This window comes from Arthrobacter sp. AOP29-A2-19 (assembly GCF_058138025.1).
Genome location: NZ_CM176894.1, coordinates 1,360,158 through 1,377,326, shown reverse-complemented (window position 1 = coordinate 1,377,326; position 17,169 = coordinate 1,360,158). Strand labels below are relative to the sequence as shown.

Here is a 17,169-nt window from a genome sequence, read left to right as displayed (position 1 = left end):
GATTGTGGTGCTAGGGTTCGCTAGGTTCGGTTCAAGCGAAGCCGAATCGCGGTGAATTCCTAGTCAACCGGGGGTGCACGCTATGGTACTCAAGTCATTGTCGGACGAGGACCGCGCCAAGGCGCGGGCCAAGGCCCTGACGTCCCGTACCCGGCGCGCCGAGGTGAAGGAAGCCTTCGGGAAGGGCCGGTTGGACATCAACGAGATCCTGGATCTCGTCGCGGAGGACGAGGCAGTTGGACGCCTGCGCGTAGTCGACCTGCTCGAATCCGTGCCCGGCGTCGGCGAGATCAGGGCGGCCGCCCTGATGGAGCGGATTGGAATTTCCCCGAACCGCAGACTGCGGGGACTGGGACGAAAACAACGGGCGGCGCTCGTCGGACACTTCACCGAATCGCCGCCCGCAGCAAAATCGAACTAAGGACACCATGCCGGCGAAGAGCCACTCACACGTCACCGTACTCGCGGGCCCCACGGCCGTCGGCAAGGGGACGGTGTCCACCTACATCAGGGACAACTACCCGGAGGTCTGGCTCTCCGTCTCGGCCACCACGCGCGCGCCGCGCCCGGGCGAGACTGACGGCGTCCACTACTTCTTCGTGCAGCCCGACGAATTCGACGCGTTCATCGAGAACGGCGACATGCTCGAGTGGGCCGTGGTCCACGGACACAACCGCTACGGCACCATCCGTTCCAAGGTCCAGGAGGCGGTCGACGCCGGACGGCACGTCCTACTCGAGATCGATCTGCAGGGCGCGCGCCAGGTACGCGAGAGCCTGCCGGAGGCGAAATTCGTCTTCCTGGCGCCTCCGTCGTGGGACGAATTGGTCCGCCGGCTGATCGGCCGGGGAACCGAAACCGAGGCGGAACAACAGCGGCGGCTGGATACCGCTAAACTGGAACTTGCTGCCGAAGCGGAATTCGACGTCACCATCGTGAACGCCGACGTCCGGCGGGCGGCCGACGAGCTGGTTTCCCAGATGGGCCTGGCGCCGCACAAGCGGTAGCCACGGACCGGCACCGACGAACAACTCACAGAATTTGGAGGCTTCGTGTCCACGAACCTTGAAGGCATCATCAATCCGCCGATCGACGAATTGCTGACGACCACCGATTCCAAGTACGCGCTGGTTATCAACTCCGCCAAGCGCGCACGCCAGATCAACGCCTACTACTCGCAGCTCCACGAGGGCCTGTTCGAGTACGTTGGACCGCTGGTGGACACCAAGCTCAACGAAAAGCCGCTGTCGATCGCGCTGCGCGAGATCAACGAGGGCATGCTCGCGGTCACCCCGATCGCGGCCGAGCCCACCGAGTAGCACCACTCCTCGATGGCAACCCAGCAGCGCATCGTCCTTGGTGTGGGCGGCGGCATCGCCGCCTACAAAGTGGCGTCGCTGCTTCGGTTGTTTAAGGAGGCGGGCCACATCGTGGATGTGGTTCCCACGCGCTCCGCTTTGGAGTTCGTCGGCAAGGCCACCTGGGAGGCCCTCTCCGGGCGGCCGGTGACCGCGGAGGTCTTCGACGCCGTGGACACCGTCAACCACGTCCGCCTCGGCCAGGAGGCCGACCTGGTGCTGGTGGCGCCGGCCACGGCCGACCTGCTGGCCCGGGCCGCCGCCGGCCTGGCCAACGACCTGCTCACCAACACCCTGCTCGCCGCGCGCTGTCCGGTGGCCTTCGCCCCGGCCATGCACACGGAGATGTGGGAGCACCCGGCGACGCAGGCGAACGTCGAAACCCTCCGCGCGCGCGGCGCGCTGGTCATCGACCCGGCCGTCGGCAGGCTGACCGGCAAGGACTCCGGCCCCGGCAGGCTGCCCGAGCCCCAGGAACTCTACGACGCGGTGCTCCCGCTGCTCTCCGGGGCACGCGCTGCCGCCGGGCCCCAGGCATCCGCGCACTCCACGGCCGTGAAGCCTTCCGGCGCGCCCGGACCGCTGTCCGGCCGCATCGTCGTGGTCACCGCCGGCGGGACCCGCGAGCCGCTGGATCCGGTCCGGTTCCTAGGGAACCGTTCGTCGGGAAAGCAGGGCATCGCCGTGGCGCGCGCCGCCCTCGCGGCCGGCGCCAAGGTCCGGTTCGTCGCGGCGCACATGGACCATCCGGCGCCCGACGGCGTCGAGCTGGCACACGCTTCGACCGCGCTCGAGCTCCGCTCCGCGGTCAACGCCGCGTCCGAGGGCGCCGACGTCCTGGTGATGGCGGCCGCCGTCGCGGACTTCAGGCCGTCGTCGTACAACGGCTCCAAGATCAAGAAGCGGGACGACGGCGGCGCGCCAACCGTCGAACTGGTGCGCAACCCGGACATCCTCGCCGAGATCGTCCGCCGCCGGCAGGACGAGGGAGACCGCTCGCGCTTGCCCCGCATGGTCGTCGGCTTCGCCGCGGAGACGGGCGACGCGGAGGGCACCGTCCTGGAGCACGGCCGGTCCAAGCTTGCCCGGAAGGGCTGCGAACTTCTGGTGGTCAACGAGGTGGGCGAGGACCTCGTCTTCGGCGCCGACCACAACTCAGTCACGGTGCTGGCCGCGGACGGCAGCCGCCCGCGGCGGTTCGAGGGCCCGAAGGACCGTGTCGCGGTGGGAATCGTGGGCGTCATTTCGGACCTGCTGAACCGGTAGAGTGGGGCGGGTGACTCGAGACAATTCCGCCCTGCGCCTGTTCAGCTCCGAATCGGTCACAGAGGGCCATCCCGACAAGATTTGCGACCAGATCAGCGACGCAATCCTGGACGCCATGCTCACCCAGGACCCCGACTCGCGCGTCGCCGTCGAGACGCTGACCACCACCGGGCTTGTCCACGTGGCGGGCGAGGTCACGACCGACGGCTACGTGGAAATCCCGCAGCTGGTGCGGCAGACGCTGTTGGACATCGGCTACGACTCCTCCGGAAACGGATTCGACGGCGCACGGTGCGGCGTCTCCGTTTCCATCGGTCAGCAGTCGCAGGAGATCGCCGACGGCGTGTTCAATTCGCTGGAGGCCCGCGAGGGCATACAAGAAGATCCGCGCGACCTCCAGGGCGCGGGCGACCAGGGCATCATGTTCGGCTTCGCCTCGGACGAGACCGCCGTGCTGATGCCCACCCCGATCTTCCTGGCGCACCGCCTGTCCGAACGCCTCACGGAGGTCCGCAAGACCGGCCTGCAGTCGCTGCTGCGGCCGGACGGCAAGACCCAGGTGACCATCGGCTACGACGGCGACAAGCCGGTCTCCGTCGAGACGGTCGTCGTCTCCTCTCAGCACGCCACGGAGCTGCTCCTCCCACAGTTGCAGGAGGACCTGATGGAACTCGTCGTCAAGCCCGTGCTGGCCGGCACCGAGCTGGACACCAGCGAAACCCGCATCATCCTCAACCCGTCCGGCCCCTTCATCATCGGCGGTCCCGTGGGGGATGCCGGCCTGACCGGGCGAAAGATCATCGTCGACACCTACGGCGGATTCGCCCGCCACGGCGGCGGGGCCTTCAGCGGCAAGGACCCGTCGAAGGTGGACCGCTCGGCCGCGTACGCCATGCGGTGGATCGCGAAGAACGTCGTCGCGGCCGGGCTGGCCCGCCGCGTGGAGATCCAGATCGCGTACGCCATCGGCGTCGCGCGCCCGGTGGGGCTGTACGTGGAGACCTTCGGCACGGAGACCGTGGACCCGCTGCGCATCGGCGACGCCATCCACGAGGTCTTCGACCTGCGCCCGCTGGGCATCATCGAGGATCTGGACCTGAAGCGCCCCATCTACCAGCGAACGGCCGCGCACGGGCACTTCGGGCGCGAAGAGCCGGACTTCACCTGGGAGCGCACCGACCGCGCGGACGCCCTGCGCAGCTACTTCAACGCCTGAGCCGCCCGTCCGTGGAGGCACGCCAGCCCTCCCTGCTGCAGGGGTTCGACGTCGGCAAGCCGCTGCCGGGAACCCCCGAGGCCGCCACCGTCCTGCCGATTGCGCGCGTGCTCCTGGAGACGCAGGTCCCGCATCTGGACCGTTTCTACGACTACCTGGTGCCCGCGTCCATGTCCGGCGACGCCCGCGCCGGCGTCCGCGTCCGGGCGCGTTTCGGCGGGCAGGACCTTCCCGGGTTCATCGTCGAGCGGCGCGCGGAGGCGGAACCGGGGGTTCGGCTCCAGCCGCTCGGCAAGGTGGTCTCCCCGGAGGTGGTCCTCTCGCCGGAGATCCTGAAGCTGTGCGGGGCCGTGGCCGCGCGCTACGCGGGCACCGTGTCCGACGTGGTTCGCAGCGCCGTACCGCCGCGCATGGCCAGGGTTGAGCAGGAGCCCCGCCGGTCGGCCGGCGGAGACGACGCGCACGGCGCCGGGGACGCCCCGGACTCGGCGGCCGACACGCCGGCCGACCCGGGTTCCTTCACGGCCTACGACGGCGGGGCGGACTTTATCGGGTCCCTTGCCGCGGGCGGTTCCCCGCGCGCCGTCCTCAGCGCGATGCCGAACCAGCCCGGCGGCTGGCCCGCCCTGCTCGCCACCGCGGTCGCCGCGTGCGTGCGCTCCGGGCGTGGCGCCGTCGTCGTGGTTCCCGACGCCCGCGACCTGAACCGGCTCGCCGACGCGCTGGACGCCGCCCTGGGCGGCGGGGCTTTCGCCCGGCTGTCCGCGGACGACGGCGCGACGCCGCGCTACCGCAGCTTCCTAAGTGTCAGCCGGGGCGACGTCGCCGTCGCCGCCGGAACCCGCTCCGCCGCGTTCGCCCCGGTGTCCAACCCGGGCCTGCTGGTCCTGTGGGAGGACCACGACTCGAGCCATGCCGAGCCGCGGGCGCCCTACCACCACGCCCGGGACACGCTCCTGCTGCGCGCCGAGCAGGAGGGATGCGCGCTGCTGGTCGCCGGGCACGGCCGCAGCGCCGAGGCCCAACGCCTGGTGCTGACCGGCTGGGCCTCCGAGCTGACAGCCCCGCGGACCGCCCTGCGCGCCGCGGCGCCCCGCGTGGTCGCCTCCTCCGACTCCCACCAGACCGAGCGGGACCCTCTTCTGCACGCCGCGCGTCTGCCCCACATCGCCTGGAAAACGGCCTCGGACGCACTGGCGAACGGGCCGGTTCTGGTGCAGGTCGCCCGCACCGGTTTTGTTCCGGCGCTGCGCTGCGAGCGGTGCCGCGAGAGTGCCCACTGCGCCGCCTGCGCGGGACCGTTGGGATTCCGCGACGCGCACTCCGTCCCGTCCTGCCGCTGGTGCGGGGCGCAGGCCCCCGCCTGGGTGTGCCCAGAATGCTCCGGGACGCGCCTGCGCGCCAGCACCATCGGCGCGGACCGCACTGCGGAGGAGCTGGGACGCGCCTTCCCGCAGTCGCCGGTCATCGGCGCCACCGGCGCCAAACCCCGCGAGCGCATCGGGTCGTCGCCGGCGGTGGTTGTGGCCACGCCGGGCGCCGAACCGGTCGCCGAGGGAGGGTATGCCGCAGTGTTGCTTCTCGACGGGGACCGCATGCTGGCGCGCGACGGCTTGCGGACGGGGGAGGACGTGCTCCACCGCTGGCTGTCCGCCGCTGCCCTCGCCCGCCCGGCGTCCCGCGGCGGGATCGTGGTCGTGGCGGCCGGTGCCTCCGATCCGCTGCGCGCGTTGGTGCGTTGGGATCCTGCCGCCTTCGCCGAGCGGGAGCTTTCCCAGCGACGCGAGCTGGGCCTGCCGCCTGCCGTGCGCACCGCCGTCGTGTCCGGTCCGGCGACCGCCGCGGACCGCTTCGTCGGGGGCCTGGAGCTGCCGCCGACGGTGCGTCTGACCGGACCGGTGATCGAGGACGAGGGCGAACACCGGTGGCTCGCGTTCTATCCCTACGCGGACGGTGCGGCCGTGGCGGCGGAGTTGCGCCGGCGCAAGGCGGTCGCCTCGGCGCAGCGCGATCCCGTGGTCAACGTCCGGGTGGATCCCGAGGGCCTGCTCTAGCGGGACGCGCGCCGGCGGCGCCTTTCCGGGCGCCGCCGTCCGTCGTATCCGCGACCTCGTCCGGCTAGAGTCCGACCCCGAAGACCAGAGGCACCAGGGTGGTGAGCACCACGGGGATCGTGACGATGCTGATGATGTTGAGCCACAGGCCCCCACGCATCATGTTCTTCATGGACACGTCGCCAACCGCGAACGCCACGGCGTTCGAGGGGGTGCCGACGGGCAGCATGTAGGAACCGGAGACGGCGAGCGTGACGGCGATGCCCATCACCAGCGGGTCGATCCCAAGCCCCACGCCAACCGCGGTCATGATGGGTAGGAAGGCGGCCGCCGTCGCCGTGTTGCTCGTGAGTTCGGTGAGCGCGACCAGCAAGATGATGGCGATGACCATCAGGACGATCGTCGGGACGCCGGCGAGGCCGCCGACGCTGTTGCCGATCCACTCGCTGAGGCCCGTGGACGTGAACTGCTCGGAGAGGGACAACCCGCCGCCGAAGAGGATTAGCAGCCCCCACGGAATCTCCTTGGTCGCGGACCACTCGAGGAGGGGAGCGCCCGCCTTCTTGTCGGCGGGGATGATGAACACCAGCAGCGCGGCCAGCATGGCGATGGACGTGTCGTTGAAGTTGGCCAGGACCGGGAGGGTGGAGGCGACCGCGGGGATCTCGGCGATGAACGGCAGGAAGATCCAGCAGAACGCGGCACCGAAGAACACCGCGATGACGCGCTTCTCCTGGGTGGTCAGGGAGCCGAGCCTGTCCAGTTCCCCGCGCATGATCTCGCGGCCACCGGGGATCTCGTCGACCTCGGACCTGAAGACCCACTTGGTCAGCACAACCCAGCTCATCGCCAGCATAAACGCCGAGAACGGCACACCGACCAGCATCCACTGCCCAAAACCGATGTGGACGTCGTAGTTGTCGCCGAGGTAGGCCTTCATCAGCGCCATCGGGGGCTGGCCGATCAGCGTGGCCATCGATCCGATGGTGACCGAGTACGCGATCCCCAGCAGCATCGAAGCGGCCAGTTTCGGCGTGACCTTGGAGTTCTCCAGCGAGTTGATGAGGGCCAGGATGGCGCCGCCGATGGGCACCATGATCACGGCGGTGGCCGTGTTGCTGACCCACATCGTGATGAAGGCGCTGGCCAGCATCAGGCCGAAGACGATCTGGCTTGGCTTGGTGCCCACGGCGAGGATGATGAGGAGGGCGACCCGGCGGTGGAGGTTCCAGCGCTGGGTGGCCAGTCCCAGAACGATTCCGCCGAGCACCAGATAGATGACGGAGTTGGCGTAGGGAGCGGCCGCCTCGCCGATGTCCGCGATTCCGGTGATGGGGAAGAGGATGAGGGGAAGCAGGGAGGTGACCTCGATCGGGACCGCCTCCGTCATCCACCAAAATGCCATGACGACGCCGATTCCCACCACGCCGCGGCCCTCGATCGAGAGCGAGTCCGGGAAGAAGAGGAATGCGGCGACGCCCAGCAGGAGTCCGGTGGCCACGAAGGACCACCGGATCCGGGTGGTTTGTGGCGCTTTGCCCGCGCCGGAGGGCGCGGGCAAAGACGTCTCGACGGCACTGTCGATGGCGGCCATTGATACTCCTTGGTGTCGGCTGCGGCCGGGCGGTTCCCTAGGGACGCCGAGGGCCGGCAGTTGCGTGGGGGCGCGGCCATCGTGGATGGCCCGCCGCTCGGAGGCAACGGTATGTGAGCCGCATCTCCCAAGGGAAATACCTATTTGGTGGGTATTGGGACTCCTGGCGTCTCAATGGCGCAGGCGGCGTGAACGCTAACCCCGGGCGTCGTGCCGACGGAAGAATCCCAGGCTCGTCTCCGCGACCTCCCGCCAACCGTGGTCGAGGATCAGCGAGTGGCCACGCCCCTTCATTTCGGTGATCTCCGTCGGGCCCGCGTTTTTCCGCTGCCGCTTGTAGGAGGCGTTCGAAATCGCCCACGGGACGGTATTGTCCTTTTCGCCCGCGACGATCAATAGCGGGCCGCGCGACGGATTCCGCGTGTCCGCCTTGGCGCCCGTGCGGGGGTTCAGGTTCGCCGTCGCCGCCTCGAAGAGCGGGATGCCGGACGTCGCGACGTGGAAGGTGTCGTAGAGGCGGCGGGCTTCCTCGGGAGGAAGTTGGCTGGTCCAGCCGTAGTTGAACTGTTCAAAGGTCAGGGCAACGGCGCGCTTCCTGTTTCGAGGGTTGCCGAGGACCGGAAAGGCGGATCTCAGCGCGGAACGCGGAAGTGGCAGGACGCCGCGGAATGGCGCGGGAACGATCGCGACCGTCGCCGCGGCTACGCCGGTGCCCGCGATCTTTTGGGCTATGAGTCCGCCAAAGGAGTGCCCGACGACGAGTGGCTTTTTCTTGAGTCGGCTGATGGCCGCCAGGTACCGGTCGGTGACCTGCTGCACCGTCTTGCGGGCGAAGACCTCCGGGTTCCGCCTGGCCTCCTCGACGGTGGCGGGGTCGTCCGGCCAGCCGGGTGCCAGCGTGGCGTATCCGTGGTGCTCGAAAAACTCGCGCCAGGGGTCCCAACTGCTGGCCAACAGCCAGAGGCCGTGGACGAACACCACGGGTTGGTTGGTGGAGCAGTTGGCAAGATCGATTTCCGCGAGTTCGCGTGTGGACAGGTCGGCCATGAGGAAAGTCCGTTCTCGATTGGCGCAGGTCGCGCCCGTCCGTCGAGGGTGCCGTGGGGCTCAGGCACGGTTGCGGGGCTGCCTTCCGCGCATACGGCCGCCGCGTGGGGGCGCGCCGAGCACAGCAGCCACTATCCCCGACGTGCTCCCGATGGGCAACGGTTGGCTGCCCCGGGATGCTCAGCGCCGGTCCGGGCGCCGCGTCCCGACCCGGATCCGCTGTGCCGTCAGCGGGCCCGGACGCTGTGCCGTCAGCGGGCCAGGAAGCGTCGGATGTGTCCCGCGGCCGCGGCGGGCCGCTCGTAGTGGATCAGATGGCCGACGTCGTCGATGACGCGCAGTTCGGCGGAGCGGAACTCGGCGGCGAGCGCCTCCTGCCCCGCCACTGAACCCAGCTCGTCCAGCGCCCCGGCGACCAGGAGGGTGGGCGCCGAAATCGCGGGCGCCGCCTGCAGGACAGTGCCGCTGATGGAGGACTGGAAGGACTCGCGTAACGTGTCCCTCCCGTTGAACCGGCTGAAATAGCTCCGGTGCTGCTCCTTCACGTAGGCCCGCACGGCGGAGTCCCCGGACTTCGTCATGGCCAGGCTCATCACGTCGGAGATCAGGCGCCAGCGCAGCAGCGGTTCCCCCACGCGCGCGGGCAGGACCGAGCCCACCAAGTAGAAGGCGCCCGCGGCCCGCGACATCAGGGCGTTCGAACCCTCCAGGGCCGGCTCGCAAATCGGGTTGATGAGCACAAGGCGACCGAACTCCTGCGGATGCGCCGCCAGACGGTACGCGGCCACGATGGTCCCGAACGAGTGCCCGAGCAGGATGGTCTCCGGACCCAGATCCAGTTGGGCGGCGAGTTCGCCGACCACCCGGGCATAGCCGGCCGCGTCGTGGGGGACTCCCCGCATCGGCGTCGAGTCCCCGAACCCCGGCAGGTCGGGAACGACGACGGTGTACTCCGCGAGTTCGTCGACGACGAGTTGCAGGCCGTGGTGGTCCCCGCGGAAGCCGTGGACCGCGAGGATGGTTCCGGCGCTGTGGCCGGCGGAGGGGTAGGTCCAGCAGCGCACGTCCGACCCGAGTATTTGGTGTGTGCTGACCAGGGAGTGGCGGGTGGCGGGCATGGTTCCAGCCTACCGGCGCGGCGGACGTGCGCGGCCCGGCATCGGGTGGGGCGTGCCCACGTGCGCCGCACCGGGACCGCCCCGGCCGGACGGACGCCGTCGTGCGGTAAAATGGGCCAATGGTCAAGGAACTGTCGCTAATCTAGCCGCGGGGAGTCTCTCCGCGGCCGCCCCTTCGATGCAAGGGGCTTTTGTGTGTTCGGGGTCCAATCGGGTCCGGCGCCAATCCCACGACCATCATTTCTGCTGAACCAACAAGAAGGCGAATCTAAACGTGAGCACGCAGCACAGCGAAACCGAGGCCACCGGGTCGAGCTACCGATTCCAGGACCTGGAGTCGAAGTGGGCCCCGGTGTGGGACGAGCTTGGCGTGTTCACCCCCAAGGACGACGGTTCGGCCGAGCGCCGATACGTGCTGGACATGTTCCCCTACCCGTCCGGCGATTTGCACATGGGGCACGCGGAGGCCTTCGCCATGGGCGACGTCGTCGCGCGGTACTGGCGGCAGCTTGGATACGACGTGATGCACCCGATCGGATGGGACTCGTTCGGCCTGCCCGCCGAGAACGCCGCGATCAAGCGCAATGCGCACCCCAGCGAGTGGACCTACGCGAACATCGAGACGCAGGCCGCGTCGTTCAAGCGCTACGCGATCAGCGCCGACTGGTCCAGGCGCCTCCACACCTCCGACGCCGAGTACTACCGGTGGACCCAGTGGCTGTTCGTCAGGTTCTACGAGAAGGGCCTGGCCTACCGCAAGGACCACCCGGTGAACTGGTGCCCCAAGGACCAGACGGTTTTGGCCAACGAGCAGGTCGTCAACGGCGCCTGCGAACGTTGCGGCACGCCGGTGACGAAGAAGTCGCTGAACCAGTGGTACTTCAAGATCACCGACTACGCGGACCGGCTGCTCGACGACATGGAGCAGCTGAAGGGCCACTGGCCCGAACGCGTCCTGGCCATGCAGCGGAACTGGATCGGCCGCTCCGAGGGGGCCCACGTCGACTTCGTGATCGAGGCCGCCGGCGGCAGGGCCGAGGCCAAGACCACCGTCTTCACCACCCGCCCGGACACCCTGCACGGTGCCACCTTCTTCGTCGTCGCGGCCGACGCGGAGCTGGCCGGCGAGCTCGTCACGGACGAGCACCGGGCGGCCTTGAAGGCCTACCAGGAGCAGGTCAAGGCGTTGAGCGAGATCGAGCGCCAGTCCACCGAGCGCGAGAAGACGGGCGTGTTCACCGGGCGCTACGCCGTCAACCCGCTCAACGGAGAGAAGCTGCCGGTCTGGGCCGCCGACTATGTCCTGGCCGACTACGGCACGGGCGCCATCATGGCCGTCCCGGCCCACGACCAGCGGGACCTGGACTTCGCCAAGGCGTTCGGCCTGCCCGTGCGCGCGGTCCTGGACACGGGCGAGGACGACCCGGCCGTCACCGGCAACGCGACCACCGGCGAGGGCACCCTGATGAACTCGGGCGAGCTCGACGGACTGAGCAAGGCAGACGGCATCGCCCGCGCCATCGAGATTGTCGAGGCGGCCGGCACCGGCGAGCACACCGTGAACTTCCGCCTGCGCGACTGGCTGCTCAGCCGCCAGCGCTTCTGGGGCACCCCGATCCCAATCATCCACTGCGCCGATTGCGGCGAGGTCCCGGTTCCGGACGACCAGCTTCCCGTCCGCCTGCCGGACAACCTGCGCGGAGAGCAGCTGTCCCCGAAGGGCACCTCCCCGTTGGCCTCCGCCGAGGAATGGGTCAACGTCGACTGCCCCACATGCGGGGGAGCCGCCAAGCGGGACACAGACACGATGGACACGTTCGTGGACTCGTCCTGGTACTTCATGCGCTTTGTGTCCCCCCACTACACGGAGGGGCCGTTCGATCCGGAGGCCATCCGCAACTGGATGCCGGTCGGCCAATACGTGGGGGGCGTCGAGCACGCCATCCTGCACCTCCTCTACTCGCGGTTCTTCACCAAGGTCGTGCACGACCTGGGACTCATCGACGCCGACGAGCCGTTCAGCGCCCTCCTCAACCAGGGCCAGGTGCTCAACGGCGGCAAGGCCATGTCCAAATCGCTGGGCAACGGCGTGGACTTGGGCGAGCAGCTCGACAAGTTCGGCGTGGACGCGGTCCGGCTCACCATGATCTTCGCGTCGCCTCCCGAGGACGACGTCGACTGGGCCGACGTCTCGCCGTCGGGCTCCGCGAAGTTCTTGGCCCGCGCCTGGCGGCTGGCCGGCGACGTCGCCAGCGGACCGGGTGTGGATCCAGCCGCGGGTGACAAGGCCCTGCGCGGCGCCACGCACCGAACGGTCGCCGACGCGCGCGAACTCCTCGACGCCGGCAAGTTCAACGTCGTCGTCGCCAAGACCATGGAGCTGGTCAACGCCACCCGTAAGGCCATCGACGCGGGGGCGGGGGCCGCGGACCCCGCCGTGCGCGAGGCCGCGGAGGCGGTGGCCGTGATCCTGAGCCTCTTCGCGCCATACACGGCCGAGGACATGTGGGCGCAGCTCGGACACCAGCCCTCCGTCGCCAATGCCGGCTGGCCCGTCGTGGACGAGTCGCTGCTGGTGCAGGACACCGTGACCGCCGTCGTTCAGGTCCAGGGCAAGGTCCGCGACCGGCTCGAGGTCCCCGCGGACATCACCGAGGAGGCGCTCCGCGAATTGGCCCTGGCCTCCGACGCCGTGAAGCGCGTGCTTGACGGCCGCGGCCTGCGCACGGTGATCGTGCGCGCGCCGAAGCTCGTTAACATCGTTCCCGCGTAGCCTCGACACTGGCCCGCGCTGCGGGCCGAACGACAGGACGGATCCGAAAGATGGAGCAGAGCGAGGCCGGCGCTCAGCCGGGGAGGCCCGATCGGCAACCCGGCTGGCTGGAGCGACTCCGCGCCCGCGGGCGCGAGGCCGGATCCGGAGGCACCGCCAGGGCGCCGGGACCACGTGTCGCCGTCGTGACGGACTCGGCGGCGGCCGTCCCAGCGACGTGGGCCGCCGGTCACTCCCAGGTGCTGACCGTGGTGTCCATGCCTGTGATGATCGACGGCCAGATGTACACCGAAGGAACCGACGACGTCGAAACCGAGCTGGCCCTGGCCCTGGCGATGGGCAAGGCCGTCCGGACCTCGCGCCCCGCGCCCGGCCAGTTCCTCCGGACCTACCGTTCCCTGGCGGACGACGGATTCGACCACGTCGTCTCAGTCCACCTGTCCTCGAAGCTGTCGGGTACCGTCGAGGCCGCGCGGTGGGCCGCGGGGGAGAGCCCCGTGCCCGTGACCGTCGTGGATTCGGCCACCGTCGGGCTCGCTTTGGGCTTCGCCGTGATGGACGCGGCGCGGGCCGCCGCGGCGGGTGCCGACGCACCCACGGTCGCCGCCATCGCCGAACTCGCGCGGGAGAACTCGATCGGCTTCGCCGTCCCCAGCCTGGACCAGTTGCGCAGGGGCGGCCGCATCGGCGCCGCCGCGAGCGTGCTGGGCACGCTTCTCTCCGTCAAGCCGCTCCTCGGCGTCGCCGACGGCCAGATTGTGGTCAAGGAGAAGGTCAGGACCCTTCCCCGGGCGCTGGTGCGGCTGGTCGCGCTCGCGCGCGAGCAGGCCGGCGAACTCCCGGGAGGCGCCCGGCTCGCCGTCCACTATTTCGGCGACGACGAGCAGGCCATGGAACTCGCCAACGAACTCGCCGGCTCTTCCGCCGAGCCCGTCCTTTGCCAGCCCCTGCCCGCCGTGCTCGCCGCGCACACCGGGGCCGGCGTGCTCGCCGTCGTTGTGGCGGCCGGTCCCGCGGCCGAGGGTCCGGCGCCCGCCGCATAGCCGGAAGCGGGCGCGGAGGCCGCGCGGCGCGCCCGCACGCGCGAGCCCGTCATGCCCTCCACATCCGGGGATCCGGGCGGCGTTTCCACAGCGCCGACACCGTGCGACGGCCGGCACAACCGGGACCATAGCGTGGGGGCATGGTCCGTCACCGGTGGGAGCTTCGCGGCGACACGGCGGGTCCGGTTGTCCCGGCCCGTCGCCTTCGACTGCGCGTCGGCCGCGGCGCGACCCTTTGCCTGCTCCTCGGCGCCCTGGCCTGGATCTGCGTTAGCCTGCTCTTCCACCCGGCTAGTGGTGCGGGTCAGCCGTTGGGAGAGGTCGAGCTGGTTCCCAGCGCCGCAACGGAAACGGCCGGACGGCCGGGAACGGCCGTAGAAGAGGGCACGGCCGGCAACGCGCAGCCGTTGGAGGGGGCCCCAGGCAGCGACGTGGCGGGCGGCGCCCAGGATCCCGCGGGCGACACCGCGCCCGGCGCCGCCGCCGAGGTGGTGGTGCATGTCGCGGGCGCCGTCAAGAAGCCCGGCGTGTACACGTTCCCCGCCGGCACCCGCGCCAACACGGCCGTCCGAAAGGCCGGCGGGCTGACGCACCGCGCCGACCAGTCCGCCATCAACCTGGCGTCGCCCCTTATCGACGGCCAACAGCTGTTGATCCCGTCGCGGGGACCCCGCCCACCGGTGGGTAGCGCGGAGCCACCTGCCGGCGGAGCGGGTCTGCAGAGCGGCAGCGGCCCGGGGGCCGGCGCGGCGGGGCCGGTGAATGTGAACACGGCATCCGCCGCAGAACTCGAGGAACTCCCCGGAGTCGGCCCGGCGATGTCCGCCAAGATCATCGACTTCCGGGAGCGCAACGGACCCATCTCATCGCTGGCCGAACTGGATGCGGTGCCCGGCGTCGGGCCGGCGATGATGGCAAGGCTCGACGGACTCGTGGGGTTCGGGTGACACGGCCATCCGCCGCGCGCCGAGAAAGCCATCCACCGGAGACGGCGGAGGGCGCGGGCCGGAGGCGTCCGGCACGGGCGCTGGCGAGCTGCGCGGCCTTCGCACGGGACCGCTGGCTGGCGCCGGCCGATTCCGCCGGGTCCGAAGGCCAGCGGCCGCCCGCCCTCGATGCCCGGGCACTGTGGTGGGCCGGGGGCGCGTGGGCCGGAGCGTGGGTCTTGGTCCGCCATGGCCTGCCGACGGCGGTGTTCGTCGCGTGCGCGGGGAGCGCGGTGCTCGTCGCGCTCCTGTGGGTTCTCCTGCGCGACAAGGGACTCGTCGCGTGGGGCCGCCACCTGTGGACGCCCTTGGCCCTGTTCCTCGCCGGGACAACCCTGGCCGCGGCGTCCGTCGCGGGGCATGGCCTGGCGTCCGCCGATCCCACGCTGGCGGCCCACCTCGCCGGGGGCGACACGATCCGTTTCAGCGCCCGGCTGCTGGAGGATCCCAGGGAAGTCGAGTCGCCGTCGCGCTTTTCTTCGGAGAACCGTGGGGGCGAGCCGGCCCGTTCCGAACCGGGCGACACGTCCTCCAGTAGGGGAGTCCCCATGGGAGCGCCCACCGACGCGACTGGCGGCGACCGGAAGCTTGCGGCGCCGCACGCATCGCTGATGGCGGCGGCGCGTCTGGAGAGGTACGCCGCCGCGGGCCATTGGCGGTCGGCCTCGGCGGAGGTGGTCCTGGTGCTGTCGGGTGCCCACACGGCCGGCGCGCAGCCTGTCCGTGGCAATCTGGTGGAGGGTCTGGGGCGCGCCTCCGCCGCGCCGGCCGAGGATCGCGGGGCGCTGTGGATCCGTTCGACCTCGACCGCCCGGGTCGTCGAGGAACCGGCGGCCAGCGACCCGGCCCGCTCGCTCCGAGCCCGGTTCTTGGACATCGCGGCCGTCTTGCCCGCTGACGGTCCCGCCCTGCTGCCCGGGATGGTGATGGGCGACCGCAGCGGCCAGGAGGATGATCTCTCCGACGCCATGAAGTCATCGGGTCTGGTACATCTCACCGCCGTCAGCGGCGCGAACTGCGCGATGATCCTCGGGGCGGTCCTGTGGTTGGCCCGCGCAACCGGGCTGGGCCGCGGCGTTGCCTTTCTGGCGTCCATGGTCTGCCTCGTGGGGTTCGTGGTGCTGGTCCGCCCCGAACCTAGCGTTGTGCGCGCCGCGGTCATGGGGGCGGTGGCGGCCGCTGCCGTCTACGCGGGGAGGGGCCGGCAGGCCTTCGCCGCCCTGTGCGCGTGCGTGGTGGCGTTGCTCGTGTGGAACCCCTGGTACGCCGGGGAACCGGCGTTCCAATTGTCGGTCCTGGCCACCGCCGGGATCGTTGTCCTGGGGCGCCCGCTGGCGCTTGTCCTGCGGCGCGCCATGCCCGGCTGGCTGGCCGACGGCACGTCAGTGTGCGTTTCGGCCCAAGTCTTTTGCATGCCGGTACTTGTCGGCCTGAGCGCGGATCTGCCGGTGTACTCGGTGGCGGCCAACATCTTGGTGGCCCCGCTCGTGCCGGTCGTGACCGTGGTCGGAACGTGCGGCCTGCTGCTGTCGGCGCTGCCGACGCCCCTCGTGCTGCCATTCGTCTGGGGCTCCGGCCTCCCGGCCGCACTGGTTGGAACCATTGGGCGGAACGTTGCCGCCCTCCCCGGCGCCACTGTCCCTTGGCCCGAGGGGGGAGCGGGGCAGGCCGCGGCCGCCCTTCTGGCCGCGCTGGCGGTTGTCTCCTCGTGGCTGGCGACCGCCGGCCGCCGCGCCGTGCGCGGACCGGACGACGGAGCCGCCGCGGCGGCTGCCCCGGAACGCGCCGGATTGCCGCACCCGCACGCGCGCACCGGTGCGGCCGCGACCGGGACCGTGGCATTGGCCCTGCTGGCTGGCATCACCGTACCGGCCACGGCTCTCGACCCCACGGGGCCGGGGCCGTGGGACGTGGCGCTGTGCGACGTGGGCCAAGGCGATGCCCTGGCCCTACGGACCGGGGACCGCAGCGCGGTCGTCGTCGACACGGGGCCCGATCCCGCCGCCGTCGACGACTGCCTCAAGGGGCTGGGCATCGACGCCGTGGATGCGCTCTTCGTGACCCACCTCCACGCCGACCACGACGGGGGCGTCGCCGGCGTCTTCAACGGCCGACGCGTCGACCGGACATACTTCTCCAGCGCCGACCCGGCCGAAAGCCCACCCGGCGTGCCGCCAACGCACAGGGTGCTGCGGGCACACGCCGGAAATTCGGGCCGTGAGGGGCCCGTGGACTGGGTCGTGATCTCTCCCGGGCCCGGCGAGGCGTCGCCGAGCGAGAACGACGCGTCCCTCGTCGTCCTCTTCACCCTTGCGGAGCACCCGGCCGCCACGGGTGCCCGGCGGCAGCGCCCCACGCTCTTGGCCACCGGCGACATCGAGACCGAGGCCATGCGCCAGGTACTGGGGGAGCATCCGGAATTGCGGGCGGACGTGCTCAAGGTCAGCCACCACGGCGCCAGGAACGGCGGAACGGACGTGGTCGAACAGGTCGGGGCGAAGATCGCACTGATCAGCGTTGGCGCGGACAACAGCTACGGCCACCCGGCGCCCGAGACCCTCGCTGCGCTGGAAGGGGCCGGGATGGCGACGTTCCGAACGGACCTCTCCGGAACCCTCCTGCTTCGCTTCACCGACCGTGGCACCGCCGAGGTCGTGGGAACGGCGATCGGCGGGAGCCGGAGCGGGTTTCCCTAGAGGAGATAGGATTCAGGG

13 protein-coding genes are annotated in these 17,169 nt (G+C 70.6%); 10 read left to right on the top strand and 3 right to left on the bottom strand.

The window, feature by feature from the left end; all coding sequences use genetic code 11:
• Positions 1 to 82 precede the first annotated feature (82 nt).
• From mihF to AC3ZJJ_RS06265, 6 genes are read left to right on the top strand one after another with little or no spacing between them, the layout of a single operon-like run.
• Positions 83 to 421 (top strand): integration host factor, actinobacterial type, encoded by a 339-nt coding sequence (gene mihF / locus AC3ZJJ_RS06290; RefSeq protein WP_489894596.1) that lies wholly within the window; start codon positions 83 to 85, stop codon positions 419 to 421.
• A 7-nt stretch (positions 422 to 428) separates the two neighbouring features.
• Complete coding sequence (gmk, locus tag AC3ZJJ_RS06285; protein ID WP_489894594.1) at positions 429 to 1,007, top strand: guanylate kinase; 579 nt, start codon at positions 429 to 431, stop codon at positions 1,005 to 1,007.
• Positions 1,008 to 1,052: 45 nt separating this feature from the next.
• Positions 1,053 to 1,319, top strand: coding sequence for a DNA-directed RNA polymerase subunit omega (rpoZ, locus tag AC3ZJJ_RS06280; RefSeq protein WP_489894592.1), 267 nt, complete (start codon positions 1,053 to 1,055; stop codon positions 1,317 to 1,319).
• Between the two features lie 12 nt (positions 1,320 to 1,331).
• On the top strand, positions 1,332 to 2,624 hold the full coding sequence (coaBC, locus tag AC3ZJJ_RS06275) for a bifunctional phosphopantothenoylcysteine decarboxylase/phosphopantothenate--cysteine ligase CoaBC (RefSeq protein ID WP_489894590.1): 1,293 nt from the start codon (positions 1,332 to 1,334) through the stop codon (positions 2,622 to 2,624).
• 10 nt (positions 2,625 to 2,634) lie between these two features.
• The gene (gene metK / locus AC3ZJJ_RS06270; protein ID WP_489894588.1) at positions 2,635 to 3,840 is read left to right on the top strand and encodes a methionine adenosyltransferase; all 1,206 of its coding nucleotides are present in this window, start codon (positions 2,635 to 2,637) and stop codon (positions 3,838 to 3,840) included.
• An 11-nt stretch (positions 3,841 to 3,851) separates the two neighbouring features.
• A complete protein-coding gene (locus tag AC3ZJJ_RS06265; protein ID WP_489894586.1) occupies positions 3,852 to 5,894 on the top strand; it encodes a primosomal protein N' in 2,043 nt (680 codons plus the stop codon).
• 64 nt (positions 5,895 to 5,958) lie between these two features.
• Here the strand turns inward: AC3ZJJ_RS06265 and AC3ZJJ_RS06260 are convergent, their stop codons facing one another.
• From AC3ZJJ_RS06260 to AC3ZJJ_RS06250, 3 genes are all read right to left on the bottom strand, one after another.
• Entirely contained in the window at positions 5,959 to 7,488 is a 1,530-nt protein-coding gene (locus tag AC3ZJJ_RS06260) for an SLC13 family permease (protein ID WP_489894584.1), read from the bottom strand.
• A gap of 195 nt (positions 7,489 to 7,683) precedes the next feature.
• Positions 7,684 to 8,535, bottom strand: a complete 852-nt coding sequence (locus tag AC3ZJJ_RS06255) for an alpha/beta hydrolase (protein WP_489894582.1) — start codon at positions 8,533 to 8,535, stop codon at positions 7,684 to 7,686.
• Positions 8,536 to 8,786: 251 nt separating this feature from the next.
• On the bottom strand, positions 8,787 to 9,653 hold the full coding sequence (locus AC3ZJJ_RS06250) for an alpha/beta fold hydrolase (RefSeq protein ID WP_489894580.1): 867 nt from the start codon (positions 9,651 to 9,653) through the stop codon (positions 8,787 to 8,789).
• Positions 9,654 to 9,927: 274 nt separating this feature from the next.
• Here AC3ZJJ_RS06250 and leuS point away from each other — a divergent pair, with 274 nt between their 5' ends.
• The 4 genes from leuS to AC3ZJJ_RS06230 all read left to right on the top strand — a co-directional run bounded on the left by leuS (position 9,928) and on the right by AC3ZJJ_RS06230 (position 17,151).
• Positions 9,928 to 12,426, top strand: coding sequence for a leucine--tRNA ligase (gene leuS, locus AC3ZJJ_RS06245; RefSeq protein WP_489894578.1), 2,499 nt, complete (start codon positions 9,928 to 9,930; stop codon positions 12,424 to 12,426).
• Positions 12,427 to 12,476: 50 nt separating this feature from the next.
• A complete protein-coding gene (locus tag AC3ZJJ_RS06240) occupies positions 12,477 to 13,469 on the top strand; it encodes a DegV family protein (protein WP_489894576.1) in 993 nt (330 codons plus the stop codon).
• 311 nt (positions 13,470 to 13,780) lie between these two features.
• The gene (locus tag AC3ZJJ_RS06235; RefSeq protein WP_489894574.1) at positions 13,781 to 14,416 is read left to right on the top strand and encodes a ComEA family DNA-binding protein; all 636 of its coding nucleotides are present in this window, start codon (positions 13,781 to 13,783) and stop codon (positions 14,414 to 14,416) included.
• Entirely contained in the window at positions 14,413 to 17,151 is a 2,739-nt protein-coding gene (locus tag AC3ZJJ_RS06230) for a ComEC/Rec2 family competence protein (protein WP_489894572.1), read from the top strand. The genes AC3ZJJ_RS06235 and AC3ZJJ_RS06230 overlap by 4 nt, the downstream gene beginning before the upstream one ends.
• The last annotated feature ends 18 nt before the right edge of the window (positions 17,152 to 17,169 follow it).